Below are 25,669 nucleotides of genomic sequence, written 5' to 3'. Positions count from 1 at the left end.
GGCCAAGGAGCTTTTCACATGCTTATTCAGCGTTAACGTTTTCCGGTTCTTCGATCGCCACCATTTTGTACGTAGACATCAAGTTCCAAAGCGGTCCTGGAATGTCGAGCTTGCCGATCATATCATGCGGAATGGTTTCGTTGATGTCGCCTTCTTTGCCTTGCTTCACTTTTTCGGCCCATTCCGGGTCGACCAGCACTTGGCGTCCCATTACGACGATGTCGGCGCCTTCTTCGAGCGCTGCGACGGCGTGCTCCGATTTAGTGATGCTTCCGACAACCACAAACGCCACACGTCCGGCAATTTGCTTGGACAAGATCTCTACGATGCTGCCTTCTGTTTCTTCATTGTGTGGACGCTTTTTGAAATCCATTAGCGAGACATGAAGGTAATGGATGCCGCCTTCGATCAACTTCTCTGTCAGGACTTTTGTTTCTTCAATTGTATAGCCGATGCCCAGCTCGCCGTATTCTTCCGGCGACAGGCGGTAGCCGATGATGAAGTCGTCGTTGGCGAATTCCGCTGCCACACGCTTCACTTCGGCAAGAACCGCAAGCGGGAACTTCATGCGGTTTTCCAGGCTGCCGCCCCACTCGTCTTCCCGGAGATTGGTCACTTCCGATACGAACTGCTGGATCAGGTACGTGTTGGCGCCGTGGATTTCCACTCCGTCAAAACCGGCTGCAATCGCGCGGCGCGTCGTTTCGCCGAAGTCGCGGATGATCGCTGTGATTTCTTCCCCTGTCAGTGCACGCGGTGCCGGCTTTTCAGCAGAACCTCCGACAGCACTCGGTGCCACGGTTTCGTTTGCCGCGATCAATTGCGGCTGCCCTTGGCGTCCGCCGTGCTGCATTTGCAGGATTGCTTTGTTGCCATTTGCTTTCATCGCTGTCGCTAGCTGCGTCAAACGCGGCATGACGTCTTCATCGAATGCCACGAATTGCCCCGGGAACGCGATGCCGTTTTCCGAAACTGCGATACACGCGGAGATGAACAAGCTGCCGATGTTCGAGCGGCGGCGGTAGTAAACCAGTTCTTCGTCCGATACCGTGCCGTCCGGATTTCCGGAGTATGTAGTCATGGGCGCAACGCCTAACCGGTCGTTTAATACGACACCGTTCGGCAAGGTGATTTCTTCGAATAATGCTTTATATTGTGGATTCATAGTAATTAATTCCTCTTTTCTTTTATTGGGTCATTTATCCAAATTAGCATAAGCTCCCAGTGACTACAAGAATTCTAGCTCGGCTTGGAAAACGGTGAAAGTTGATGGGGATAAAGTATACGCACTTAAGCTCATCATAATGGTTCTCCCCGCCGCCTCCATCCCTTACAATGGAATAAGAGAGGCCGGACAGAAGGCGGAATTCAGCCGGCTAATGTAAAATGAAGATAAACAGACGGAAGATCGAATGCTGCTTACAGGAGATCAGCGAAAAAGAAGCCGCAGTAATGGCGTAAGCACTGGCCCTTACAGCCCAACATGTCCTGAAAAAAGATCAGTCTTTTTGCAACAGAGAGCGAGGTTCACTTGAATGGAAGATAAAATGGAGCAATTATTGACCATCGAAAAAGTATTGAATAATAATGTGGTGATTGCCCGCCACGATGCTTATAAAGAAGTCGTATTGATCGGAAACGGCCTCGGCTTTAACCGGAAAAAAGGAGACGTCATTTCGTTTGGCCATGCCGACAAAACCTTCCTGCTGCAGGATGAGGCGGAAAAAGAACAATACGTCAACCTGATTCCGCATATTGATGAAGACCTGATTGCTTCCATCAATGAATGGCTGGTGTTCATCGAGGAGAACATGGGCAAAAAGCTCAACGAACACATTCATGTGGCCTTGACCGATCACTTGTCTTTCGCCATTACACGGGCAAAGAAAAACATCCAGTTCTCCAATCCGTTCCTGCTGGAGATTGAAACGCTGTACCCCAAAGAATACCGGGTGGCAAAAGACGTGGTAAAAGAAGTGGAAACCCGTATGGGCGTCGTGTTTCCTGAAGGGGAAATCGGTTTTATCGCCCTCCATATCCATAGTGCGGTGACCGACAAAGCCTTGCGCGATATCAACCGGGACCACGCACTCATCTCCCGGCTGACGGAACTGATCCAAAGTGAATTGAAAGTCGACCTGGTCAAAGACAACGTCAATTACCACCGCTTAATCCAGCATCTGCACCGGGCAATCGACCGCGTCCATCAAGGCGAAGCGCTTGGCGAAGAAAATAAACTCCAAGAGGTGTTGAAAGCCGAATACCCCGTATGCTATAATCTGGCTTGGAAGCTGATAAAAGTTATGCAAAACCAATTGAACAAGCCCGTAGACGAAGCGGAAGTGCTTTATCTGACGATTCATCTGCAGCGCTTGACCCACCCAAACTAATTCATACGTGTTACTGATTCGATCAGGCATGAGTATGAAAAGGTGCAACGGTTAATCCAAGGGGGACCTCCCTCTTTTTACCCGTGCCTTTTCTGCTCATGCCTTTTTTTGTGGTTGAATTGCCATCCCGCTTTATCCGCTCTACCCATTCAATAAGGAGGAATTATAATGTCTTTTAATTTATTCGGTACACTTCAAAAAGTCGGAAAGGCATTGATGCTGCCTGTGGCACTTTTGCCTGCAGCCGGAATTTTGCTGGCTTTCGGCACAAGCTTTTCACAAGACACGTTTGTGGAAGCGGTCCCATTCTTCGGTGCTTCCTGGATCCAGTCCCTGCTCTACGTCATGGCGGAAGCCGGCGGTGTGGTTTTTGACAATTTGCCGCTGCTCTTTGCAGTCGGCGTCGCAATCGGCCTTGCCGGCGGAGACGGTGTCGCAGGGCTCGCTGCCATCATCGGCTACCTGATCATGAACGTCACCATGAAAGCGTTCGGCGGCATTACTGCGGAGATGACGACGGACCCGGCATACGCCATGGTCCTAGGAATTCCCACATTGCAGACCGGCGTATTTGGCGGAATCATTGTCGGGATTCTGGCAGCCGCCATGTACAATAAATTCTTCAATATCAACTTGCCGCAATTTCTCGGCTTTTTTGCAGGAAAGCGTTTTGTTCCGATTATCACGGCGTTCTCCGCTTTGCTTCTCGGCATTGCCATGTTCCTGGTATGGCCGTTCGCACAGAATGGCTTGAATGCACTGTCCCACTTCATGCTGGAAACCAACCGCACACTTGCTGCCTTTGTTTTCGGGGTGATTGAACGGGCGTTGATTCCTTTCGGGCTGCACCACATCTTTTATTCGCCGTTCTGGTTTGAGTTCGGCTCTTACACAAATGCTGCAGGCGAAATCATCCGCGGCGACCAGCGCATCTTCTTTGAGCAGCTGCGGGACGGTGTGGATTTCACAGCCGGCACGTTCATGACCGGTAAATTCCCGTTCATGATGTTCGGCCTTCCGACAGCGGCGCTTGCCATTTACCACTGCGCACGTCCGGAACGCAAAAAAGTGGTTGGCGGTATCATGGCGTCAGCCGCTCTGACTTCTTTTTTGACAGGCATCACCGAACCGCTTGAATTTGCGTTTTTATTTGTTGCACCGGTCTTGTTCGGAATCCACGCGATATTCGCGGGACTGTCGTTCATGACCATGCATTTGCTTGATGTGAAAATCGGCATGACCTTCTCCGGCGGCCTGATCGACTTCCTGCTCTTCGGCGTCATGCCGGGCAAAACGGAATGGTTCTGGGTCATTGTCGTAGGTCTATTCTTTGCCGTCATCTACTATTTCGGATTCCGCTTTGCCATCCAGAAGTTCAATTTGATGACACCTGGCCGTGAAGACGAAGAAGAAGACGAAGAAAGCGGAGAAGCTGTCGGCGACCTGCCGTATGAAATCCTGGAAGCGATGGGCGGCCAACAGAACATCACCCATCTGGATGCCTGCATCACACGCCTGCGCGTCAGTGTAGAGGACAAAGGCCAGGTCGACAAGAACCGCTTGAAAAAGCTCGGGGCTTCCGGCGTCATGGAAGTCGGCAACAACATCCAGGCGATTTTCGGCCCTGTCTCGGATAATTTGCGCGGACAAATACAGGATATCATCAACGGCAAAACGCCGCGCACGAAAACAGCTGCATCCAATGTGATCAACCAGGCAAAAGACGGCGGAGACGCAATCGTCCGTTTGGATGCGCTTGACTTCAGAAGCCCGATCACGGGAGACATCCTGCCGATCACTGATGTGCCGGACCAGGTATTTTCCGGACGCATGGTGGGAGATGGATTTGCGATCAGACCTTCAGAAGGCAAAGTCGTTTCTCCCGTGAACGGTGAAATCGTCACGTTGTTCCCGACCAAACACGCAATCGGCATTAAAGCGGACGACGGCACGGAACTCTTGATCCATATCGGCATTGACACCGTCCACCTGAAAGGCGAAGGCTTCACGTCCCGCGTCGAACAAGGCGATTTGATCGAACAGGGGCAATTGCTGATGGAAATGGACCTTTCCTATATCGGAGAACATGCACCGTCCATCATCACGCCGATTGTCTTCACGAACCTTCAAGAAGGCCAATCCGTAAAGATCAAAACATCCGGCCATGTTGAGGCAAACGCCAAAAACATCGTTGAAATCACTGGCGGAACCGAAGAAATCTAAAGCAATTTAACAACTCCAAAGCCGGATCGGCGCGAATCTATTCGTATCGATCCGGCTTTTTCAATAAGAAGCTCGGCCATCAAAATGATTTGGAGGATGACAAGCATGAAACTACTGACATTGAATGCCCATGCCTGGCATGAAGAAAACCAGCTGGAGAAGATCCGCCACTTGGCGGCAGCCATCCAGGAAAACGATTATGACGTCATCGCGCTGCAGGAAGTCAATCAGTCGCTCGGAAAAGAATCGGAAGAACACATTGTAGAACCCGACAATTACGCATTGGTGCTGCTTCAGGAAATGGAGAAGCTCGGTGTGACCGGCTATACGATGGTCTGGGGCTTTTCCCATCTCGTGTATGGCAAGTATGAAGAAGGCCTGGTGATCCTGACGCGCCATCCGGTCATTGAAGAGCATTCGTTCTTCGTCAGCCAAGACACCAACAAGCATTCCCATAGTACCCGTAAAATTGTCGGAGCCACCATCCGCTTCGATGGCCGGCCGCTCACCTTCTACTCCTGCCACACCGGCTGGTGGCATGACCCGGAAGAACCGTTCAAATACCAAGCCGACCAGCTGCTTCAGCACATCCGAAAAGATGTGCCGGTGTTCCTGCTGGGCGATTTCAACAACAACGCCGCACTTAAAGGCGAAGGCTATGCGTACTTGATGGAACACGGTTTGTACGACACCTATACACTGGCGGAAGAAAAAGACGACGGCATCACCGTGAAAGGGAAAATCACCGGCTGGAGCGAGAACAAGGAAGACCTTCGCATCGACCTGATCCTTTCAACGGAAGCTGTGCGCGTTAAGTCGTCGCGGGTCATTTTTAATGGGAGCCATAAGCCGGTGATATCGGATCATTTCGGGGTGGAAGTGGAGCTGGAATTGGTGAATTGAACACGATGAATAAAACGAAGAGCATATCCGGCAAAATACCGGATATGCTCTTCATTCTTTTTGTTCAGAAGTAGTACCCCACATGTGGAAACAGTGAATCAACTTTTCCGGTATTTATCTTCAATCACCCTATGGTTTTCATGATGGATCTTATCCCACTCCGTTTTTTTGTACATCCGGCTTTTCAGTCTTCCATTCATGCGGTCTGGGTCATATTCTTTGAAGGACTGGCTGTCTGCCCAAGTCTTCATTTCTTGGTGCTCCGGATGCTGTGGATCGCGGTAAATTTGGAGGAACTCATAAAATGCATGAATGCCGCCCACATCTTCCGGTGGTGCCGTCTCTGCTCCGTCCAGCAGTGTTGGAAATCCGAAATAATAGTCTTCCACAATCGATTCCAGTTGAATCCGAAATTCCCAGCCGTCCCCAAAATCGTACCGATACAGAAGCTCGCCATGCTTCTCTAAATATTCATCAATCTTGATGCCTGAAGGTTTCCTTACCGTTGTCGAAAGGCGTTTTTGATAAGCTTCTTCAAAGCGTTTATGCGCCGGCTCCATATTCTTCAGCCGCTCTGAGAACTCTGTGCGATTTTTTTTGAAATACTGATGCTCGAGGTACGCTTCCTCATCATTCGTCACCCGAATGTTGTCCTCTTCTAAATCGAACTCAAACAGATGATATGCTTCATAAGGATAGCCGCTTTGGAAATTCGTCACCTGCTGGATGATGTCATGCAGCATATTGAAAGTCGCTCCTGCCGGCATAATCACTTGTCGCCAAATCAGCGGATCGGAATGTTCTAATTCGATTTTGATGATGTAAGATTTCATTATGAGTTTCCTCCACTTTTAAAATAGAACGTTATTCTTTATCATACCAAGAATATATCTAAGGCGCTCTCAGCATTTGTAATTTTCTTGTTGTAAAACTCGGAATAGCCGCTTTTCTTGCAGCCCTGCTTTTCCATAGCTATTCTACCTTTAAGAATAAATAGGGTATTTCCAGACATTTGGCCTTCTTTCTTAAATTCACCACCCGGTCTTGATTCTCCTATCCAGAAAGAGCCAATTTCTCTTATTCTCTAAATAACTCATAGACTCCGTACAATCTATTTCCTTAAATAACAAGAAAAAACCATACGCCAAATATTAAAGAAGCGGGTATGGCAAAGCATTAAATATAAACTGAAGTGCAGTATCGAAATTATTTCAAGGTATTTTTCATGCAGGAACCTTCTTCACCTCACCGATGATTTTCCTTCCAATCCCAAGTATGAGAAAGGCAGTCACCCACAAGATCAATGCAGAACCGAAGCCGACAATCACCATATAAGCGTTTGCTTCATCGTCTCCAAATACCAGATTCTCCGGAATAAAAAGCCATGTAAACAAAGCGAGCAAGCACAGTAAGAGGCCTGTAGCATAATAGAGCTTTACCCCGAAAAGAGATGCGAGGGGAAGAAAATGGAGACCGACAATTACCGCGACAAGAATCGGAATCAAATTCAAATTTCCGGTGGCATTGCAGAGAACGATGACAGCCGCAATCAAGACTCCTTCAGCAGCAAAAATTAAATTGAACTTCAGCAAATGCCGCTTGCCGGGTTTTTGGCCGCCTCCCGGAAACCGGCGCGCTGAGCGCATCAATAAGAAACCGGCCACGCAGAAGCCCACCCCCACCAAAATGGCGATTGCCAGTAACCAGCGTGTTGTGCCTGCCGGTTTTTGCAAACCCATGATCCCTGTATAAGCCCATAATACACCAAAAATCGCCATGAAAAACACGCCGTTTGCTGTTCCGTGTACCGCTGCTTTCGGTGAAAGTTGACCATCTGCCGCCATATTCTTCCTCCTTTGCTTCGTTATAAGGAATTATACCCCTGCCTGCAACTATCAATCCTTTTGTCCTATAGCCTTAATAAAACTTAAAAGCCGCCATTTCAGAATTGCCAACTTCTGAAATGGCGGCTTTTATTTGTCTCATAGAGTCAAGAACGCCCTTCTCCCGTATGTTTATAGAAAAGTGCATTCCCGTTCTTAATAAATCTCCACACCGCTGCTATCAAAAAGATGACGATGCCGGCAATCAAAAGTCCTTGGATGGCTGTCGCCAGCTCGGGGTCGACCCGGCCGCTTCGATACGAACCGTAGATTCCGAAGAACGCCCATGCCAAAGGCAGCGGGTAGGCAGCGTTTTTGTACCGCGAGATGTAGATGAGCACGAACGCAATCGCAACCACCAAGATGATCAGCGTCCAAACTGAATAGGAAATGCCGAAACCGTTCCACTCCAGTTGTACCAATAACAGCGAAGTGTTGACGACAGTCGCGATGGTCACCCATGCACAGTAAAGCGTGAAGCTAAGCCCTGCCAAGGTCGCTGGGACTTCAAAGCGATGCGTATAGATTTTCCCGATGATGACGAGCAACGAGAACAGCAAGCCGATGATCAAAAGCGTCGAGATGAATAATCTCTCATACGAGAATGCGACGATCCAGGCCATGTTGAATACCGAGCTCAAGATAAACCACGGCGAAATCAACAGCACAAGCTTGCTGACTCCCGCATCTTTCCGTTTGATCAACAAATAAACCAGCGTAATCAACACCAGACTATAAATGACGCCCCAAATCGAAAACGTAAACGGCGCCGGAGAAATCAGCGTCATGTACTGGTCAGAGATGTCCCCTTGGCTTTGTCCGTTGAAAAAACCGGAAGAGCCGAGGTAATTGACGCCGAGCGTCAAAAAATAAAAAACCAGATTTAGTATCGTAAACAGCGTTACTTTTTTCAGCGTGCTGTCATTCATGATGACCCCATCCTTTCCTTATTTTTTGTTGCCTAAAGCTTTTCATTAGCATTTTACAATCGTCCGTCCGAGATGCTGTCCGTTCTTGATGGCATCAATGGTGCCTGGCACTTCTTGGAGCGAAATCTCGTCTACCAACGTCGTTCCGGCAATGTTCCAGTCTTTCGCCATTTTCGCCCAAATCGCCGGGCGCTTGTCGATTGGCACATTGACTGAATCGATGCCGAGCAAATTGACGCCTCGCAGGATAAACGGCAAGACAGTCGCTTTCAGCTCAACACCCGCTGCCATGCCGCACATGCTCATGCTGCCGCCGTAGGAAAGCTGCGGGATCAACACGGAAGTGATGTCCCCGCCAACCGTATCCAGGATATAATCGAATTTCTCTTTGTTCAACGGCTTTTTCAATTCGCCCAAGTCGTCCGGGAAAATGACCGCATGCGCGCCGAGAGATTTCGCCACTTCTTCTTGATGGTCTTTTCGGACCAATGCCGTGATGTTTCCGTAGCCGATTTTTTCAAGCAGCTGCAGCGCAACGCTGCCGACACCGCCGGTCGAACCGGTCACCAGGATTTTCGGATCGTTTTTCGGATCCATGCCGTTTTTCTCCAATGCCAGGATCGACAAGGCCGCCGTGAATCCGGCGGTTCCGAAAACCATGGCGTCCCGTAAGCTTAAGCCTTCCGGCAATGCGACCACCCAGTCTGCAGGCACGCGGGCATATTCGGAAAATCCGCCGGTATGGCTCATGCCCATTTCAAATCCGGTAACGATGACTTCCTGCCCTTTTTGTAAACGGGAATCGGCCGACTCGACTACCGTACCGCTCAAATCGATGCCCGGAATCATCGGATAGTTCCGGATGACGCCGCCTTTTTTCTGCACCGCCAGCATGTCTTTGTAGTTGATCGACGAATACGCCACTTGGATGGTGACATCCCCCTCTGACAATTGGTCCTCGCCTATTTGTTCCACGCCGTAAACCACTTCGTCTTCCTGTTCTTTCACAACGATCGCTTTAAAATTATTCATGTCTTTACCCCTCCTCTCCCTTCTCTTCCCTTATTGGCTTTGCGGCAAAACTGTTTTCCAGCAAAACCCTGCCAAAAGGGAATAAAAAACACACCCGCCAGTGTCTTGCGACGGGTGTGTTATTGCTTATCTTAAAACTCTTCATGCGTTGCTGGGTCCATATCAAACAAGCGACCATCCGGACGTGTCAAAGCAGCGATTTCAGCCATTTCATTTTCGTTTAAAACAAAATCAAAAATCTCCAGGTTTTCCCGCTGCCGCTGAGGCGAAGTGGATCTCGGAATTGAAACAGAGCCGATCTGGTACTGCCAGCGCAGCACAATTTGGGGAACCGTCTTGTTGTGGTTTCCAGCGATTTTTTGGACCGTTTCATTCGACAGAATATCCGCAGCCCGGGCAATCGGACTCCATGACTGGGTTTGGATATTGTGTTTCTGGTGAAAGTTCCGTTGTTCTTCCTGATTGAAGAACGGATGCAGTTCCACCTGGTTCAGACTCGGCGTGACCCCGGTCTCTCCAATAATGCGCTCCAAGTGTTCCGGCAGGAAGTTGCTGACGCCAATCGACCGGACAAGCCCCCATTTCTGCGCATCAATCAAGGCTTGCCACGCTTCCACGTATTGGTCCTGATTCGGAAGCGGCCAGTGGATCACATACAGGTCAAAATAATCCAGGTTCGAACGGTACAAGGATTCCTGAATCGCCACCAAGGCTTTCTCGTAATTGTGGTAGCGGCCCGGCAGTTTGGACGTCACCCAGATGTCTTCACGGGAAATGCCGCTGCGCTTGATGCCTTCCCCGACAGCACCTTCGTTCTCATAATTATAAGCCGTATCAATCAGCCGGTAGCCGGCATTGATGCCGCTGCTGACGGCGTTCGCCCCGGCATTTCCCCAAAGCCCGTATGTACCAAGTCCAGTAACCGGCAGCACCGTTCCATCATTCAACGTCCATTCTGGTATTGTTCCTTCCATTCCCAACCACTCCTCTCGTTTCTGTTTTAAGCGTACGCTTCCTTGATTCCAAACTCAATCGATTCAATCTCTTTGCATCTGTATCGGCATTTTCTAGGAATGGCTCTTTTCTGCTTTGCTGTAAAATTCGTAAGCAAAGTAGCCGGCCAGCAGCCCAATTCCAGCACCGAGCGGAATAGCCATGGACAACGAAACGGGGAAGAAGAGACTGATTAGCACTCCGCCTGCACTTCCGACAATCAGACCGAGCGGAATCAAGCTGTCCAACAGCGTTTGAGCTTCCGTTGTTTCTTTCTTGCCGAGCATGCCTCGCTTCTGTTTCGCTTTCAGCCGACTGATTACAAATAAAGCGATTGCTCCTACAATGACAATTGGCAACACAATGAGGATGATGTCTATAACCGGCTCCATCTAAAAACTCCCTTCCTGAGTGTTTCGACTCCGGGGCCACAAATGAGAAATCTTTTTTCTCTAATCAAATGACTCATTTTTTGTAAAAGAAATCCGCTCTATCGATGAATAGAACGGATTTTGTCTGTAGGTTCAAGTTGTTAATCGTCACTTCGCCAAGGCGATTTTGATATGCTCCAAATGATGCTCTTCGTGCCAGCACAGTTTGGCGAGTTTGGTCGCGACGCTGATTTCGCCGTTCGTTTCGTGGGTGAAAACGCGCGTCAATTGCTCGTCCGTCACGTGCTTCCCAATCGCAACGATCCGTTCATTCAAGCCTTCCAAAATGCGGACCGAGCTTTCCACCGGCAAGTCGTTGTCCGGCAGCTCTGCCCATTTTTCCTGGTCAAAAGCCGGGACCGTCGGATTGTCATCCGTCAACGCCAGTCTAAGGCGCTGATACATCGTCAGCTGCGAATCGGCGATATGGTGCACCAGCTGGCGCACCGTCCAGCTGCCTTCCCGGTACTTTTTGCCGAGCTGCTCGTCGTTTAGGCCATCGACTGCTTCTCTTAAGCGCGCCGTGTAGCTGCTGATTTTTCCGAGCCATTCTTGCACATGTTCAGTTGTTACGTGTTCAGGAACTTCTAATTTTCCAATGGGGAATTGCACATCCATTTGTCCAACCTCTTTCCTTAGGCGTATTTGTAAAACATTGCATTCACGCTCACTATATCAATGGCGCGAAGTTTTGTAAACCGGAAGTATGGATAGCTTTTCCACTTTTCTGTACCTTCAAATTTACCGCTAACCTTGCATGCGCATAGAAATTACTCGAAGAAAATGAATGAACCAAAAAATAAGGCCTACTCCTCCGCAAAAACGGAAAGGCAGGCCTTGTTTAATTGAACAAAGATTCGGTTTGAAACATGCATCCAGCTCGTTGGAGTTTACTTCGTCAAGACAGCCGCGACTTCTGCAACGATTAGTTCGCTTTTGATGACAGGTGACTCCCCTGCATCTCCGCCATCGCGTTTGTGGGCGTTTTTGAAGTCGTCCGAGTTGCGCCAAACTTCGAATTCCTCTTTTGAGTTCCAGTACATCATCACTTGCATTTCATCGTAATCTTCGTGCTGAGTGGAAACGTTCACTTCCACTTTTTCGAATCCGTCGAATTTCAATAGCCGCTGGTTTGCTGTAAAAGCAGGCGCCATTTTCATTCCCATTCCTTTTTTCACTTGAATGCGGTTTGTTACAGTAATCATGAATAATTCCTCCCCATTTAATCTGATATCAATCACCACTTAATTTTACTCCTGTTAATTAGAGGTTTGCAAATTCAGCAATCATTTCTTCATGAAAGCAGTACATGTTAATAAAAGAGGAATCTATTGATTTAACGTAAAATTCCTTTTCCTTTCGCTTCCTTCAGCCACATCGGAAATTCATTCAACAGCTGGTCGTACAATTCCGCGTCCGATACTTGGCTGATGTCGTCGAGATGGAAGAAATTCGCGTTGTCGACGACGCGCCCTTCCATCGTATCAAGTCTCCGCAGGACATCGAAATTCGAGTCGCCGATGCCGACAAACTGCCAGAAAATCGGCTGGTTTGAAGATTCGACGATGAATTTCTTGATGCCCGGTTTGCATCCGCCATCATTGATGAAGACAAGGAACACCGGCTCACCGCTCGGGTCTTGTTTCGTGTACTTGCGGATCACGTCTTCCATCACTTTCGGCTCATCGTTGCGGCCGAATTTGTGGACGCCCGAGTTCGACAGGATGTTCTTTTCCACATAGCCCATGAATGTTGCCTCGGTCGCTGCCGGCAGCCGTGAGAATTCGTTGTCGTATACCCAGACATCCAACTCCCCGTCATCATCGAACTGGCTCGCGACTGCAAGCACCCGCTCCACCACGTCCTGTACGACGCCTTCGTTGTACAATTTCCGCATAGAACCTGAAATATCCAACACAATGCCGACTCTGGCCGAAACGCCAGTCAACTTCTTCTTCTCCAACACAATTGTTGCCGTTTTTTTCTTCAATGAAATGCCGCTTAAATCCGCTGTTTTTTCCGGCTTTTTAAAAATTTTATCGAATAAACCCAAAACCTTCGCCCCCTAGATGCTTCTTTTTCTAAAGTATACCTTCACGGTAGTCACAATGACAGCAGTTCCCTATAAATGTAAAGTATTAGAAATAATAAATGCCTCCATAGTTGGGAAGCCGTCTCCTTTTTCGGCTGGCCAAAAAAGCGGTAATTTTGATGGATTTTATTTTTCTGCCCGGCTGTTTCATGTAGCCAAAAACTGGGTACACAGGGGGCAACTACAAATTCAGGAGGAATCAGCCGTGAAGAAAAAATGGGTTCCCATGTTGCTGGTATTCGGGTTATTGCTTGCCTCTCCCTTCTCCTCTCAGCCGGTGGAGGCTGTAAGCTATGCAACTGCAGTCAAGGAAGACAAGCTGCCAGCCAATCTTGCGAAGCTCATGACCGTCGCCCCGGAACATCAGTACACGCTGCGCAAAGGAAGCACACGGATTGAAGTGAAACTCCTCCAATGGACGTTGAACCAGTACGGATTAAAAACAGCGGTCGATGGCGTGTTTGGTGCTGCGACCGACAAGAACGTCCGGCAGTACCAGAAAGATAAAGGCTTGAAAGCCGATGGCATCGTCGGCGTGAATACGTGGGTCGCCATCTACGCAGAGCATAAAAAACCAACAGATCCAGACGGTGAACTTCCGGCCGAACTCAGAAACTTGATGGACATTGCACCGGAGCATCAGTTCATCCTGCGCGAAGGAAGGAACCGCATGGAAGTGCTGCTTCTCCAATGGACATTGAACGAGTACGGATTAAAAACAGCGGTTGATGGAGTTTTTGGACCCGAGACCAACAGAAATGTTCGGCAATACCAGAGGGACAAAGGTTTGAAAGTCGATGGCATTGTCGGCGTCAATACATGGGTCGCGATATACGGGGAACATCAGTAGAACTTGTTAATGGAAGAAACTCTCTTAAATTTATATGCAATGTCTGCCATAAGGAATGCCCACCCGAAAATGGATGGGCATTTTTCCATGCCTTTTTGGCCGCTGCCCAGCTGCTTCTCCAGCCACTCAAATTCCCGGTGCACCTAGATTTCATTGGCTCCGTCACCAGAATTGCCGTGGAATCCAGTTAGAAATGGATGATATACTAAACTACGGCAAAATACTTCATAAAAGAAAGGATGGTTAACAAATGATGCGATCCTTTCATTTCAACGGCAGCCGGATTGTGAAAACCGGGATAGCGATCTTTTTAACCGCCATTATTTGCGGATGGTTCGGCTGGCCGCCTGTCTTTGCGGTCATCACGGCCATTGTGACGATTGAGCCGACCGTCAGCGATTCGATCAAAAAAGGGCTTGTCCGGTTCCCGGCATCTGCGATCGGTTCTGCGTTCGCGGTTCTCTTCATTACTTTCTTCGGGAATTCCCCGATCACCTATACACTCGCCGCGGTTGCCACGATTGCCGTCTGTTATCGACTCAATCTGCACGCGGGATTGCTCGTCGCGACATTGACTTCCGTCGCGATGGTCGAAGTCATCCACGACCATTTTCTGATTGCGTTCTTCATCCGCTTAGGCACCACAACAATCGGCCTGCTCGTGTCTACCGCTGTCAACATGCTCGTGTTCCCGCCGAATTACCGGGCCGATATTCTACGCAGCATCCAAAGCATCAGCGAACGTGCAGGAAGATTGTTGGAACACACATTCCATACGATCCTCTTTGAAGGAGATGCGGATCTTCAAGAAGACCGGGAGATAGTTAAAGGGCTGACAACAGAAATCAAAAAGACGGAGAAATTGATCCATTACCAGCGGGACGATTTCAGCTTATACCCGTGGGTTCGCAACCGGGAAGCCGAGCTTCAGATGGCAGAAAGGCAATTGCTTTTTCTGCATAACCTCGAGTTCCATTTGGACGCTTTGCTTCGGATCCCGCTGCATGATTTGGAGTGGACACCAGCTGAGCGCAATACCATTATGCAGGCCGTTGCGGAGCTTGCGGACGACTTGCAGCATTCCCTCGACTACGACCATGAAACGCATCAGCACCAATTAAAACGGATTACCGATCTGTTTTGGGAGAACAGCAAAGGCGTCACGGCTAGCGATGCTATTGAGCCCACCCTGTTCCCGCCAGAGTTTACGATTCTTTACGAGCTCATCACGATCTACAATTTGGTGGATAAGTTTTTTGATCCGAACAGCGTGAAGGCTGGACTGGAAGCGGAAAAATAATTGGCTCATGAGAATGCGATCGAGTTCGAAAACACCCGATATATATTTCCTATTCCTGAAGAAATCCGCTCTATTCAACACTAGAGCGGATTTTTTAGCGTTTGTTAGATAAAATGAGTTTCATTTAACAACAAACATTTTATAAAGAGTAAGTCGTTTAAATTAATAAATCCAAATAATTCCATACAAAAACTTATCACCCCCTAGTATTTACCTTCTCAATCATGTTATAGTCAACTTTGTAAAATAGTCATATTGATCTAGTTAGAAAATAGGGGGAAATACAAAATGAGCAATTTATTTTTAGTATTGTTGCTGCTGGCTATGCTTGCTTTTGCTGCAAGCATCGTTATGTTACTGTTCAGCGCTTTGTTCAAAAAAGGGCTGACGGTTAAGCAAAATGCTTTAGCGGCGGGTGCTTCATTTATCGTGATCATTGGCTCTTTTGTCGGCGTAGGAATGACAGCGGAAGAAGTTGAAACTGCTGCTGACGTCGAAAGCGAACAGATGGAAGCACAGAAAGAAAAAGCGGCCGTGGAAAAAGCTGAAGAACAACGGATTGCCCAGGAAGAAGCTGAGAAACAGGCGGAGCTGGAAAAGGAAAAAGAAGAAGCACGTCTGGCGGCCGAGAAAGAAGCCCAGGAAAAAGCGGCGGCTGAAGAGCTGGCAAAAGAGAAAGCAGCCGAAGAAAAAGCGAAGGCCGAGAAGCTTGCGAAAGAGAAAGCTGCGCAGGAACTGGCAGCCAAAGAAAAAGCAGCTGCGGAAGCCGCGGCCAAACAAAAGAATGATCTGTTCGCAGGATACTCTCTTATCGAAGTGGACGGCGGTGATCTCTCTGGAACCCGCGAAGCCAACGTTGTTGTTGATATCGGGTTTGGAGACCGGGAATATTGGGCTTTCACGAACGAACACGGGCAACTGGAACGTGTCGTGGCTGCCGAAATCATTCTACAGGACGATAACAGCGAACCTGTAACATCGGACGGCAGGTATTACTCGGATGAAGCGAAGGTTCCTGGCGTCGAAAGCGACATGTTAGACGAAGGGCATGTCATTGCGGATTCGCTCGGCGGGGTATCGAATGCCTATAACATCACCCCGCAGGAAAGCACGCTCAACCGCCATGGTGACCAGGCTTATATGGAAGACGTCATCCGCGATGCTGGCGGAGCGACGAATTTCGAAGCCATCATCACCTACCCGGATACAGACACACAGATTCCTTCAAGCTACCAGTACACGTACACGGTAGCGGGCAATGAAGTCGTTGATACGTTCGACAACGTGAACCCGGATGAAGTCAACGCATCACTCGGCTTGACCGACAGTGAACCTGCTGAATCAAGCCCTGCAGCCACCGAGAGTGCCCCTGTGGAGTCAGTTCCTGCCAACACAGGCGGAGATGTTTCGAGTGTGGATACAAACGGCAACGGCCAAGTGACAATCAAAGAAGCAAAAGATGCCGGTTTCTCTATGCCAATCATGAGCGACCACTGGTTATATCCGTATATGCGGGATAACGACCATGACGGTATGGTCGGTGAGTAAGCCCGAAACGAATACACTGATAGTCAAAAAGAAATCCGCCCTCTCGTTGAAGAGGGCGGATTTTTTGTATAGATGGAATGCGGTTTGACACAAGGAAAGGTTTTTACTCGGCATCCCGGTACCGGAACAACGATTCATAGGAACGAACCCGTTTATCCGTTTCAAAAGAAGTCCGGCTCCAGATGCTTTCCAGATCAGACGATTCCTCCGTCTCGACCAGCTTCAATTCTCCTGCTTCCAGCGTCATGATGTCCGATTCGATGACCTTCAATTCTTTTTCGTCGGAATCCAGTGCCCGAATCCGCACTTGAACCTCTTTTTGTGTATCCAAATTGTTTTTGAGGAAAAATGCGTTTTTGTACGTATCGTTGGTGCAATTATTCGTGGAAGTCCGGAAGCACTCTTTTTCAGAACTCATAAACAGGACGGTGATTTCCTCATCGGCTTGCTGCTTCTCGGACTGCGCTAAAGCATTCTCGACTTTATTGATATAAGATGCTTTCTCTGCCAAGGGATACACCCATAGGGTGAAAAACAGGATGGTCCCGCAGAGCACCGCAGTAACAACCCAGGCCACTTTCGGGTTATGGAAAGACTTCGGCGCCCCTTTGAAAAGGATCCTTGTGATCACGTTGATGATTGAAACAACTAGCAGAAACGCCAACGAAACAATGATGGCCACTTTGGTTTCGAATCCATTTTGGAAAAAAGAAAGCTGATATGTATCGGAAAAATAATAGTTTAAAGCCGCACTGATTAGTACCAATGCCAAAAGAACAGTCAAAGGTTTTTTCCAGTGTGGTTTCCTGGTTTTTGAACTCAGGCTGGACCAGAGAAACCAGGCGTATGGAAGAAAAAAGAGTAAGATGACAAGTGCAACGGTGCCCATTAAATCATGCCTTTCGAAAAGAATAAGTGAAAGCTTTTTCTAGCTTGCTTTAATTATACGGAACACTTGCTGAAAAGATTCAAGATTTTCATAGGCGCGATTTCACTTATCCCGGTTCGTCGTTTTATACGTCTTCCCTTCGCTGTCATAAGTCACCCATTCCCCGACAGGTTCTCCTTTTTCAAAATGGCCGGAGCGCTTGAGGGTCCCATCTGTCCGGTACCATTCCCAGTACCCTTCTGCTTGTTCGTCGGCGATTTTGCCTTTTGACCAGATCGTCTTCCCGTTCGCGTGATACTTAATCGTCAAGCCATCAATTACTTCCTGCTTCTTTTCCTTCAAGTCGTTCGCCCCTTCCATTTCTTCAGTCTTTCTTCCATCGTACCGGGCTTCCGCAAGACCGGCAAGGAAAGATTTGCAGCCGGCACTTACCTTAAATACAAGTACAGGCAGATAGAGTGATTTCACAATGCCCGACTGCTATACTCCTTAATGTGCAAACTTGCAATATAAGGAAGGAAGTTATATAGATGAAGTTAAGTGTATTGGACCAAGCTCCTGTAACGACAGGAAACACGGCAGAAGCTGCCATGAAAAAAGCGGTGGAACTCGCGGTTCTCGCAGATCAGTTAGGCTACAGCCGGATGTGGATGGCGGAACACCACGGCTCCGGCGCATTTTCCAGCTCCGCTCCTGAAGTCACTGCCGCGTACTTAAGCGCCATAACGGAAAACATCCGGATCGGCACGGGCGGCGTGATGATGATGCATTATTCGCCGTTGAAACTGGCCGAAGTGTTCAAAACACTCAGTGCACTGGCGCCGGGCCGCATTGATTTCGGCGTGGGACGTGCACCGGGCGGCGACCACAGTTCCATCTACGCGTTGTCTGAAGGACGGCGGGCCATGATGGACGACATGTACGGCAAATTCGACACTGCGCTGAAACTGATTAATGACGAAGCGCCGGAAGACGATCTGTACAATAAAACCATCGCTTCTCCGACAAATATCCAACTGCCGGAAGCCTGGCTGCTCGGTTCGAGCGGCAATAGTGCCTTGGAAGCGGGACGCATGGGCGTCGGCTATTCGTTTGCCCAGTTCTTTAACGGCGGCATGACAAAAGACATTCTGGATTCCTACCGGGCAAATTTCGTCCCTTCCTCTTTTATGGAGAAACCTGAAATCTCGGTGTCGTATTTAGTGACTACGGCGGAGACGGCCGAAGAAGCGGAATACGAAGCGTTGCCGCAGGACATTTCGCGCCTCATGCTCATGAAGGGCCGCATCATGCCGCTCATGACCCCGGAAGAAGCGCAAAACTCTGCACTGACGGAAATGGACCGCATGCAAATCCAGGCAAGCCGAAACATCCATTTGGTCGGTTCTGCAAAAGACGTCGCCGATCAATTGCAGCAGGAGCAAATGCAATACGGCTTTGAAGAAGCCATGATCTGCAGCATCCCGCATTCCCAGGAAAAGCGGCTGGATGTCTATCGGTTGTTGGCACAGCAGTTGTTATAATTTATAGTCCTCAGTAAGAAGGCCGATGGGTGCTGGACACCCATCGGCTTTTTATAAAAAATATTGCTCTAAAAGTGATTGCATATCAGCGCAGTCTTAATTTCTAGTAGTCCTCCTTGTTACCTGTGCAGCGGATCATTAAATCGTTCGGAATTGATTTTTACACAGCGGGACGAAAATGCGAAAGATGTTGTTCATATTTACAGCAGTGGAGTTTTGAATTATGATAGGACGAATAGGTTAGTTGAAGGAGTGGCAAAGTGAACAAATCAGTAACGAAAAAAATGGACGAAATGCTCGAAGTCTTTAACAGTCTTCCGAACTGCAAGATTGAAACGAATGCAGAAGGCAAGATCTTGATTGCCAGCCCCAACCCAGTTCCCTGGAGCGATTCCCTTGAAAAAACGGACGCGGAATCGATGCACAAAATCGGATCTATCGCGCCTCATAAAGCGTCCCTCGGCCTTTACATTGATTTCCCGCATAATCTTTTGGACGTTGACCGGGTCGAGGAAGTCATCAATCCGGAAGGCACCTTGATGTATTATGAGCCAGGTACAAAGGCGTCAAATGTGAAAAGCTGGTGGAGATTCCGGTCAGACGAAAAGTTCGATAGCATCCATTTGGTTCTGCGGAAGATTGAACTGGATATGTATGATTTCAAGCGAGAAGACTGGATTGAATTGATGGAAGAGATTACGGGTGTTCATCAGTAATTAATCACATAGATTCAAATAAGGGAAATTTAAGAGCTGCCATCCAACTTCGGATGGCAGCTCTTTTTTTCATTTTATTTAAAATAGAATTTGTTTTCAGCGTGTGACAAAATTTCAATACAGCGATTAAAGTATGAACTGTCGTATGTAGTAAGAATCGTTTAGAATTTCTTCTTTCCCTGGGACTTGGTTTCTCCTTCTTGATTTCTTGTACTGTAAGATTTTTTATATTTGCGTATAAATTCAATCTTTAAACGTGGTATAATTTAACAAATCAGAATAAACACTAGCTATTTAATGTTAAGTTATGTAATAAAGGAGGAAGTCAGGATGGGAATATTTGATATCTTTAAAGGGAAAAGTTGGGAAGAAAAGAATGCTTATACAGGTGATACTCCACCATGTCCACGATGTGGAGAGGCGCTAACTAAAAAATATGAATATAGTGACACATATTGTACAAATTGTAACTTTGGTTTAGATGATGATGACGATAGTTCTGAATCTTTAAGTGTTTACGAAGCTGCAGAGATTTGGGTTTCAAACGGGAAAGATGAAGATTACATGTTTGGGTATACGGAAAAAGAATTGGAAAATGCCCTGTAAATATAGAGTCCTCCCAGCCAGGTCGGTCGAGAGGGTATCAATTTGTCTCGGTGTAAGAATGATAAAACACTAACATCTTATTTGTTGCATGCTGTAAATATACTGTGTAATAGCGAATGAGACAATCAATTCATTCAGCAATGCTTTATATAGATACGTTGCATTGATTTTTCTAAATAAATCAGATTTCTATTATTTTTTCAATATTAACGCCAAAAAATCCGCTCAATAGTCAATATTGGACGGAATTTTTAGGTGGGTTTAGTTTTAGTTTGAATAGTATTTGATACAAGGACAATTACTATTTGTGATGCCACATAGTGAAATGATTTTAAAACTCAATTAAGGGACGAAAGATATTGAAATTAAAAAGAAAAATTTTAAAACTCAGTGATGTTGCCTTTTTAACTAATATTGAAATAGGACTTTTATTCCTTAAAACCTTACTGATCGTACTTTTGGTTAGCACTTCTCTTTTTCTTGAAGGAATAAGATCAGTTACGATTTTGCTAGTGACTATTATAATTTTTATCCAACTATTTATTTTTTGCTCACGTCATAAAAAAATCTTATATTCAGGTAAATATAAGTCATACATATTAATTAGTTTTCTCCAAATTTTCTCATTTATTTCTTTTATCTTTTCCTTGTATAGAATGCAGTCCTTAAACCTCTATATTGAGATTATAGGAATCTGTTGGTTAATCTGTTTATTTATAATGAGCTATATAAATTTTAGTTTCCCATTAAAAATGTTATTTTATTGGCGTTTAAAAAGTGTTTTCCCTTTTGAAGGAAAGGAAAAAAAATCATTAGAATTTTCCCTAAAAAAACTATCTCCTTATATATCTATAGAAAAACAAAAAGCATATTTCATTATTAGCTACGGTACAAGAACAATTTTCTATGGATTTTATTTCTATCTTTGCTTAATGATTTTAAAAAATGCTAATTTCACTGCTATTCCTCAGTTTGCTGACATGCAATTTTATTTAATCAATATGGGTTTTATTAATACTTCTAATACAATTGGACTTTTATCAATATTTATCGCCTTATTAACTCTTGCCGTTCCAGCACAGCAAAAAATCGTGAGAGAAGCTGAAGAAAATCTGATGAAAAGGTTTAAGAGGAATGATAAATAGCTTAGGCTAATTACCAGCCTCAAAAATGCTCTAAAATCTTGATAAATTGTCTTAGACTTCTTTTCCTTTTGGACATCACAATTTCAAAAAATTTGTAAGAATAAATTTAGCTTCTCTGGGCATGGCGCAGTTCACGGTGATTTCGATTTTTTCATAACTATCATAGCTCTATTACCTAGACCCCATTCTCATTCGAATGGGTTTTCTTTTTGTACAATTACCATTAATTTTTAGAACCTTTTAAAGATTCCATCTCGGTACGCAATAATCAACTAGATCAAGAATTAAAACCTGCCCTTGCGCAAGCAAATCGAAAAGCGCATACTTAATAGTCGAGAAAATTATTAGGAGTTCGGTATATATGGAAAACACTGCAACAACACTCAGCAAAATCACCCCAATGTACGATCCGTGGGAAGCGTATATGGATATTCAGGAACATGGGAAACTGACCTTATCCAGCATCGAATTTACCACGACGTATTTATGTAATATGCGCTGCGAGCATTGCGCTGTCGGCTATATGCTGGCGCATAAAGATCCAGATGCGTTGCCGATCGAGCTGCTCTTTGCGCGGTTGGATGAAATACCGCATTTGCGGACGATTAGTTTGACGGGCGGAGAGCCGATGTTTTCAAAAAAATCGGTCGCCAATTATGTATTGCCGCTATTAAAATACGCCCATGCACGCGGAGTCCGCACCCAGATGAATTCGAATTTGACGATGCCGCTTGACCGCTATATGGAAATCGCGCCTTACTTGGACGTCCTGCATATTTCCCATAACTGGGGTACCATCGATGATTTTGTCGACGGCGGATTTGCCAATATGGAACGCAAGCCTTCCAGGGAGCGCCGGGCTGAACAGTTCCAGCGCATGATCGACAACAGCCGCGCGCTGGCGGAAGCAGGCGTTATGGTGTCGGCAGAAACGATGCTGAACAAACGGACATTGCCTCATCTGAAGAGCATCCACAAGCAGATTGTTGAAGAAATGAAATGCGCGCGCCATGAAGTGCATCCGATGTACCCAAGCGATTTTGCCAGCCAATTGGAAGTGTTATCGCTCGATGAAACGAGAAAAGCGATTCATGACCTCTTGGATGCGCGTGATGAAAATGTCTGGATGTTATTCGGTACCTTGCCGTTTTACCCGTGCAGCCAAAACGAAGAAGATACCAAACTGCTGAACCGCATCCACTCAAGCAAAAATGTCACCGTCCGCAATGATCCGGACGGCCGCTCCCGGTTAAACGTCAATATTTTCACCGGCGAAGTCATCGTAACCGATTTTGGCGATACACCTGCGATGGGCAATATCCAAAACGATTCGCTTCCCGCCATGCTTGACCGCTGGCTGGAACGACCGTTAGCGAAGACGATCGGCTGCCATTGCCCGGCGGCAAAATGCCTGGGGCCAAATTTATTAGTGAAAGATGCCTATTATCCGGAAACCGATTTCACTGTTCAAAAATCGAGGATTACGGTTTAATTTGAAGAGCCCGATCTAGTGTGGAAGATTCCAACTAGATCGGGGTTTTTTATGTTTTTAACTCTGAATATTAAGTGGTCACCCTCCTTATTCAGGTACATACGCATACACTTTCTCATCATCCGTGATTTCAAACAGCAGCTCGGAAGGAATCTCTTTTGTGGCAGTCTTTTGTTGGCTGATTCTCAACGGAGCCGCTTCTTTTAAACTCTCCAGATTTCTGTATTTCAGAGCTTTCACGCCAAAGTTCATTTTTACTTTATAGTTTTCTTCGATGTTTTTCACTTTCGTTTCAATCGCACTAATGATATTTTCGTTGTCAGCAACGATTTCGTCCAATGTCCGGGATTTTGAAGCCTCTTCCTGATAATTTCTTATAGCCGTCAAATAAGGCTCGTAGGACTCTTCAATAAACTTGATGTTCAGCAGCACGAGTTCCTGCTTGCTGTTGAACGCTTCGATCAGTTTCCGATAGTCCTTTATGACGGCTGCTTCGCCCCATTTGCGAATCGTTTCGTGTTCCTTTAACCGGTCAATGCTGTCGCCAATGTCTTTAAGGTCTTTGTTTAGCACCTTTAAATCCTGAAGCGTCGCCGCGTAAAAATCTTCTATTTTCTGATCTTCCACGCCTCCAAGGATGATACCGTTGGTTCTGAACCGCTCGATTATTTCCTTGAAATACGTAAACCGCGATTCAATGCTGCCGAAAAAGTCGTTATCCCTGTGCTGGATGATCGTATTCAATTTTTCTTCCATGTTCTTTAAGGATCTTTGGATTTCGACCAGCTGCTGCTGCCCAACAACTGCAGTTAGCAGGTTGGTACTGGCGTGTACCACAAGCGCCGGATTTACGTTTTTCACTAGCACGGCTTGTTTATAGATGCCAGACACCCCATCTTTTTTCACTACAGGCAGAAATCCCTTGCCATCCACTCGTTCTATCAGCTTCATGCTTTTATCTTTCAAGCCTTTTACAACGTCCGGACTGAATTCCACCTTATACGTTTTACTATCGCGGATCACCATTGCCCCAGATGCAAGAGTTCTTAGGACATCGGATTTCAGAATAGCAGGAACTTCAATCCTTTTATAATGTCTTTTCACTATTTCTTCGTTTTGCACTTCCGAAACGTGCGGCATCAAGTCAACATAAGGATTCGCTTCTGGTTGTGGCTCACTATCTATGGTTTTCGTAACGCTTTCTTGATCAGTTATGTTATCAGCAAGTGGAGTGGACGATTTTTTTCTGCTGAAATAAAATAATAGTAGAGCTGCCGAAATCAATAAAATTACTGCCACTGGAAAAACATACTCCATATTCTTCTCCTCATCTCTTTCTTAGAAATATTTCTATTATGGTTTTTCTCTTACGACTACCTGATTTTAACATACCCTTTTTAAAGGCTTTGCACTCAAGAAACTGCTAGAAACAACGAAAGCCACCTTCGAGACCAATCGGTTTCGAAGGTGGCTTTCTTCCATCTAATTACGTTTTATAAACTGAATCGTTAAATGCATAAAGGCACAATTTTATCAAACTATACTATTGCGAACTTTACACTCGTGAATTAGTGCTAATATATCTTGGATCTTATATATTTTCGTAAAATCGTAGTAGCTAAATCTCATATAATTGACAGCAAAAACACCCAAAAAACCTATTACTAGTAGCATCACTACGTTAGAAATCATAGTATCGGTAACATACTCTGAAATATAAAGTCCTGTAACAAATGATGCAATAGGAAACATAAGATTTTTAGTTGGAATTGCCACGTAACTTAAAAAGGTTGGCTTGTTTACTTCGTATTCTATTTCATACCTGACAATCTCTTCAACTGCTAAAATATTTTCAAGTATATCCAAATTAATTGTAGACTTTTCTTTTATTAAAACTTTCCATTGCTTGAGTCCTTTATCAAAATCTTTGAAATCTAAAAGCTCATTCTGTTGTATATCTTTCTCAATTAATACCTTGCTAGCGTTTGGAAGTATATAAACAAAGATTATTGTTAATGTAGAATAAGTTGGTTTTTCTAAAAGAAAGAAAACAAAAGCTGTCATTAGTAAAAGTGGGAGAAGAAGAAATACCGTTTTCACTTTCCAATTGGCCGTCTTTGAATATTTATATAAATGTTTTACTTGTGTCTTTGTACCGAACGCTTCATCATAGCTTTCGGTTAAAGCTCTTATAGTTCTCATTAAAATCTCCTTTAATTGGATATTATAGGTATAATATATACAAGACTAAATGTTCTATGTAAGGAGATTTTCAAATGAACAAAAAAATATGGGAGATTGACTTCGATATAGTAGGTCCTATATCCATTAAAAACCCTATTCAATTCAGGCAAGAAAAAGGGTTTGATGCACATCAATTTTATAGCTGTATTTTGCAATAGAAAAGTGCAGAGTGTTGCAACGTTTTTTACAGAGTGTTGCCGCCAAAGGTGGGGTGTTAGTTAATGCGTGATAATGCATTGGTTAAACGATAGCTTTCGCCCGTATAGGTGATGATGTGCGCATGGTGGATCAGTCGATCCACTAGTGCTGCCGTTAGCCGGCTATCGATAAAGATGCGGTTCCATTGGCTGAACTCCAGGTTCGAGGTGACAATCAAACTCTTCTTTTCATAAAACTCGGTAATGAGTTGAAAGAGAATTTCGGCGCCTTCCTTACTGAAAGGTACGTAACCCATCTCATCTAAAATTAGCAGTTGAATAT

The 25,669-nt window shown here is 46.0% G+C and carries 27 protein-coding genes; 11 read left to right on the top strand and 16 right to left on the bottom strand.

All coding sequences use genetic code 11. From position 1 onward, the window contains the following. Positions 1 to 22: 22 nt before the first annotated feature. Entirely contained in the window at positions 23 to 1,165 is a 1,143-nt protein-coding gene (locus tag BLQ32_RS06835; protein WP_074509626.1) for an NADH-dependent flavin oxidoreductase, read from the bottom strand. 382 nt (positions 1,166 to 1,547) lie between these two features. Here BLQ32_RS06835 and glcT point away from each other — a divergent pair, with 382 nt between their 5' ends. From glcT to BLQ32_RS06820, 3 genes are all read left to right on the top strand, one after another. Continuing rightward, positions 1,548 to 2,390 (top strand): glucose PTS transporter transcription antiterminator GlcT, encoded by an 843-nt coding sequence (gene glcT / locus BLQ32_RS06830; protein WP_074509897.1) that lies wholly within the window; start codon positions 1,548 to 1,550, stop codon positions 2,388 to 2,390. Between the two features lie 168 nt (positions 2,391 to 2,558). Continuing rightward, positions 2,559 to 4,613 (top strand): glucose-specific PTS transporter subunit IIBC, encoded by a 2,055-nt coding sequence (gene ptsG / locus BLQ32_RS06825; RefSeq protein ID WP_074509624.1) that lies wholly within the window; start codon positions 2,559 to 2,561, stop codon positions 4,611 to 4,613. A gap of 105 nt (positions 4,614 to 4,718) precedes the next feature. Further along, positions 4,719 to 5,516: an endonuclease/exonuclease/phosphatase family protein gene (locus BLQ32_RS06820; RefSeq protein WP_074509622.1), complete on the top strand. Its 798-nt coding sequence runs from the start codon at positions 4,719 to 4,721 to the stop codon at positions 5,514 to 5,516. Between the two features lie 98 nt (positions 5,517 to 5,614). On the opposite strand, the gene BLQ32_RS06815 is transcribed toward BLQ32_RS06820, so the two are convergent. The 10 genes from BLQ32_RS06815 to BLQ32_RS06775 form a co-directional block, all read right to left on the bottom strand. After that, the gene (locus BLQ32_RS06815) at positions 5,615 to 6,349 is read right to left on the bottom strand and encodes a plasmid pRiA4b ORF-3 family protein (RefSeq protein WP_053167410.1); all 735 of its coding nucleotides are present in this window, start codon (positions 6,347 to 6,349) and stop codon (positions 5,615 to 5,617) included. 41 nt (positions 6,350 to 6,390) lie between these two features. Continuing rightward, positions 6,391 to 6,486, bottom strand: coding sequence for a zinc ribbon domain-containing protein (locus tag BLQ32_RS20200; RefSeq protein ID WP_412178104.1), 96 nt, complete (start codon positions 6,484 to 6,486; stop codon positions 6,391 to 6,393). A 253-nt stretch (positions 6,487 to 6,739) separates the two neighbouring features. Continuing rightward, positions 6,740 to 7,360 carry a DUF7010 family protein gene (locus BLQ32_RS06810; RefSeq protein WP_053167408.1) on the bottom strand — a complete coding sequence of 207 codons (621 nt, stop codon included), beginning with the start codon at positions 7,358 to 7,360 and terminating at the stop codon, positions 6,740 to 6,742. A gap of 146 nt (positions 7,361 to 7,506) precedes the next feature. Beyond that, positions 7,507 to 8,328, bottom strand: coding sequence for a tryptophan-rich sensory protein (locus BLQ32_RS06805; protein WP_074509620.1), 822 nt, complete (start codon positions 8,326 to 8,328; stop codon positions 7,507 to 7,509). 45 nt (positions 8,329 to 8,373) lie between these two features. Then, on the bottom strand, positions 8,374 to 9,360 hold the full coding sequence (locus BLQ32_RS06800) for a YhdH/YhfP family quinone oxidoreductase (RefSeq protein ID WP_074509618.1): 987 nt from the start codon (positions 9,358 to 9,360) through the stop codon (positions 8,374 to 8,376). Positions 9,361 to 9,491: 131 nt separating this feature from the next. Beyond that, positions 9,492 to 10,334, bottom strand: a complete 843-nt coding sequence (locus BLQ32_RS06795) for an aldo/keto reductase (RefSeq protein WP_074509616.1) — start codon at positions 10,332 to 10,334, stop codon at positions 9,492 to 9,494. 93 nt (positions 10,335 to 10,427) lie between these two features. Further along, positions 10,428 to 10,745 (bottom strand): hypothetical protein, encoded by a 318-nt coding sequence (locus BLQ32_RS06790; protein WP_074509614.1) that lies wholly within the window; start codon positions 10,743 to 10,745, stop codon positions 10,428 to 10,430. Between the two features lie 147 nt (positions 10,746 to 10,892). After that, positions 10,893 to 11,402, bottom strand: a complete 510-nt coding sequence (locus BLQ32_RS06785) for a YfiT family bacillithiol transferase (RefSeq protein WP_074509612.1) — start codon at positions 11,400 to 11,402, stop codon at positions 10,893 to 10,895. Between the two features lie 272 nt (positions 11,403 to 11,674). Next, positions 11,675 to 11,989, bottom strand: coding sequence for a heme oxygenase (locus BLQ32_RS06780; protein WP_074509895.1), 315 nt, complete (start codon positions 11,987 to 11,989; stop codon positions 11,675 to 11,677). 131 nt (positions 11,990 to 12,120) lie between these two features. Then, positions 12,121 to 12,837, bottom strand: coding sequence for a vWA domain-containing protein (locus tag BLQ32_RS06775; RefSeq protein ID WP_083335274.1), 717 nt, complete (start codon positions 12,835 to 12,837; stop codon positions 12,121 to 12,123). 244 nt (positions 12,838 to 13,081) lie between these two features. On the opposite strand from BLQ32_RS06775, the gene BLQ32_RS06770 reads away from it, so the two are divergent. The 3 genes from BLQ32_RS06770 to BLQ32_RS06760 all read left to right on the top strand — a co-directional run bounded on the left by BLQ32_RS06770 (position 13,082) and on the right by BLQ32_RS06760 (position 16,574). Beyond that, positions 13,082 to 13,726: a peptidoglycan-binding domain-containing protein gene (locus tag BLQ32_RS06770; protein ID WP_074509610.1), complete on the top strand. Its 645-nt coding sequence runs from the start codon at positions 13,082 to 13,084 to the stop codon at positions 13,724 to 13,726. 253 nt (positions 13,727 to 13,979) lie between these two features. After that, positions 13,980 to 15,026, top strand: coding sequence for an aromatic acid exporter family protein (locus tag BLQ32_RS06765; protein WP_074509891.1), 1,047 nt, complete (start codon positions 13,980 to 13,982; stop codon positions 15,024 to 15,026). A 507-nt stretch (positions 15,027 to 15,533) separates the two neighbouring features. Beyond that, positions 15,534 to 16,574, top strand: coding sequence for a DNA/RNA non-specific endonuclease (locus tag BLQ32_RS06760; RefSeq protein ID WP_244890335.1), 1,041 nt, complete (start codon positions 15,534 to 15,536; stop codon positions 16,572 to 16,574). Positions 16,575 to 16,677: 103 nt separating this feature from the next. Here the strand turns inward: BLQ32_RS06760 and BLQ32_RS06755 are convergent, their stop codons facing one another. Continuing rightward, a complete protein-coding gene (locus tag BLQ32_RS06755; protein WP_139150510.1) occupies positions 16,678 to 17,358 on the bottom strand; it encodes a hypothetical protein in 681 nt (226 codons plus the stop codon). A 207-nt stretch (positions 17,359 to 17,565) separates the two neighbouring features. Next, positions 17,566 to 17,931 (bottom strand): toxin-antitoxin system YwqK family antitoxin, encoded by a 366-nt coding sequence (locus tag BLQ32_RS06750; RefSeq protein WP_244890327.1) that lies wholly within the window; start codon positions 17,929 to 17,931, stop codon positions 17,566 to 17,568. 62 nt (positions 17,932 to 17,993) lie between these two features. On the opposite strand from BLQ32_RS06750, the gene BLQ32_RS06745 reads away from it, so the two are divergent. The 5 genes from BLQ32_RS06745 (at position 17,994) to yfkAB (ending at position 22,945) form a co-directional block, all read left to right on the top strand. Beyond that, positions 17,994 to 18,986 (top strand): MsnO8 family LLM class oxidoreductase, encoded by a 993-nt coding sequence (locus BLQ32_RS06745; RefSeq protein WP_074509604.1) that lies wholly within the window; start codon positions 17,994 to 17,996, stop codon positions 18,984 to 18,986. A gap of 260 nt (positions 18,987 to 19,246) precedes the next feature. Beyond that, positions 19,247 to 19,702, top strand: a complete 456-nt coding sequence (locus tag BLQ32_RS06740; RefSeq protein ID WP_074509602.1) for a hypothetical protein — start codon at positions 19,247 to 19,249, stop codon at positions 19,700 to 19,702. 330 nt (positions 19,703 to 20,032) lie between these two features. Then, positions 20,033 to 20,308, top strand: a complete 276-nt coding sequence (locus BLQ32_RS06735; protein WP_074509600.1) for a hypothetical protein — start codon at positions 20,033 to 20,035, stop codon at positions 20,306 to 20,308. A 359-nt stretch (positions 20,309 to 20,667) separates the two neighbouring features. Continuing rightward, complete coding sequence (locus BLQ32_RS06730; RefSeq protein WP_074509598.1) at positions 20,668 to 21,453, top strand: hypothetical protein; 786 nt, start codon at positions 20,668 to 20,670, stop codon at positions 21,451 to 21,453. 361 nt (positions 21,454 to 21,814) lie between these two features. Then, positions 21,815 to 22,945 (top strand): radical SAM/CxCxxxxC motif protein YfkAB, encoded by a 1,131-nt coding sequence (yfkAB, locus tag BLQ32_RS06725; RefSeq protein WP_074509597.1) that lies wholly within the window; start codon positions 21,815 to 21,817, stop codon positions 22,943 to 22,945. 87 nt (positions 22,946 to 23,032) lie between these two features. Here yfkAB and BLQ32_RS06720 read toward each other — a convergent pair whose 3' ends face one another. The 3 genes from BLQ32_RS06720 to BLQ32_RS06710 all read right to left on the bottom strand — a co-directional run. Further along, positions 23,033 to 24,262: a DUF1572 domain-containing protein gene (locus tag BLQ32_RS06720; protein WP_074509595.1), complete on the bottom strand. Its 1,230-nt coding sequence runs from the start codon at positions 24,260 to 24,262 to the stop codon at positions 23,033 to 23,035. A gap of 216 nt (positions 24,263 to 24,478) precedes the next feature. After that, a complete protein-coding gene (locus tag BLQ32_RS06715) occupies positions 24,479 to 25,147 on the bottom strand; it encodes a hypothetical protein (protein ID WP_074509593.1) in 669 nt (222 codons plus the stop codon). Between the two features lie 256 nt (positions 25,148 to 25,403). Beyond that, positions 25,404 to 25,669: ATP-binding protein (locus tag BLQ32_RS06710; protein ID WP_175557079.1), on the bottom strand; the 266-nt coding region annotated here is incomplete at its 5' end.

This window comes from Planococcus glaciei (genome assembly GCF_900099655.1).
Taxonomy (GTDB): domain Bacteria; phylum Bacillota; class Bacilli; order Bacillales_A; family Planococcaceae; genus Planococcus; species Planococcus glaciei.
The sequence above is the reverse complement of the archived record's forward strand: the minus strand, read 5'-3'. Positions and strand labels throughout refer to the sequence as shown.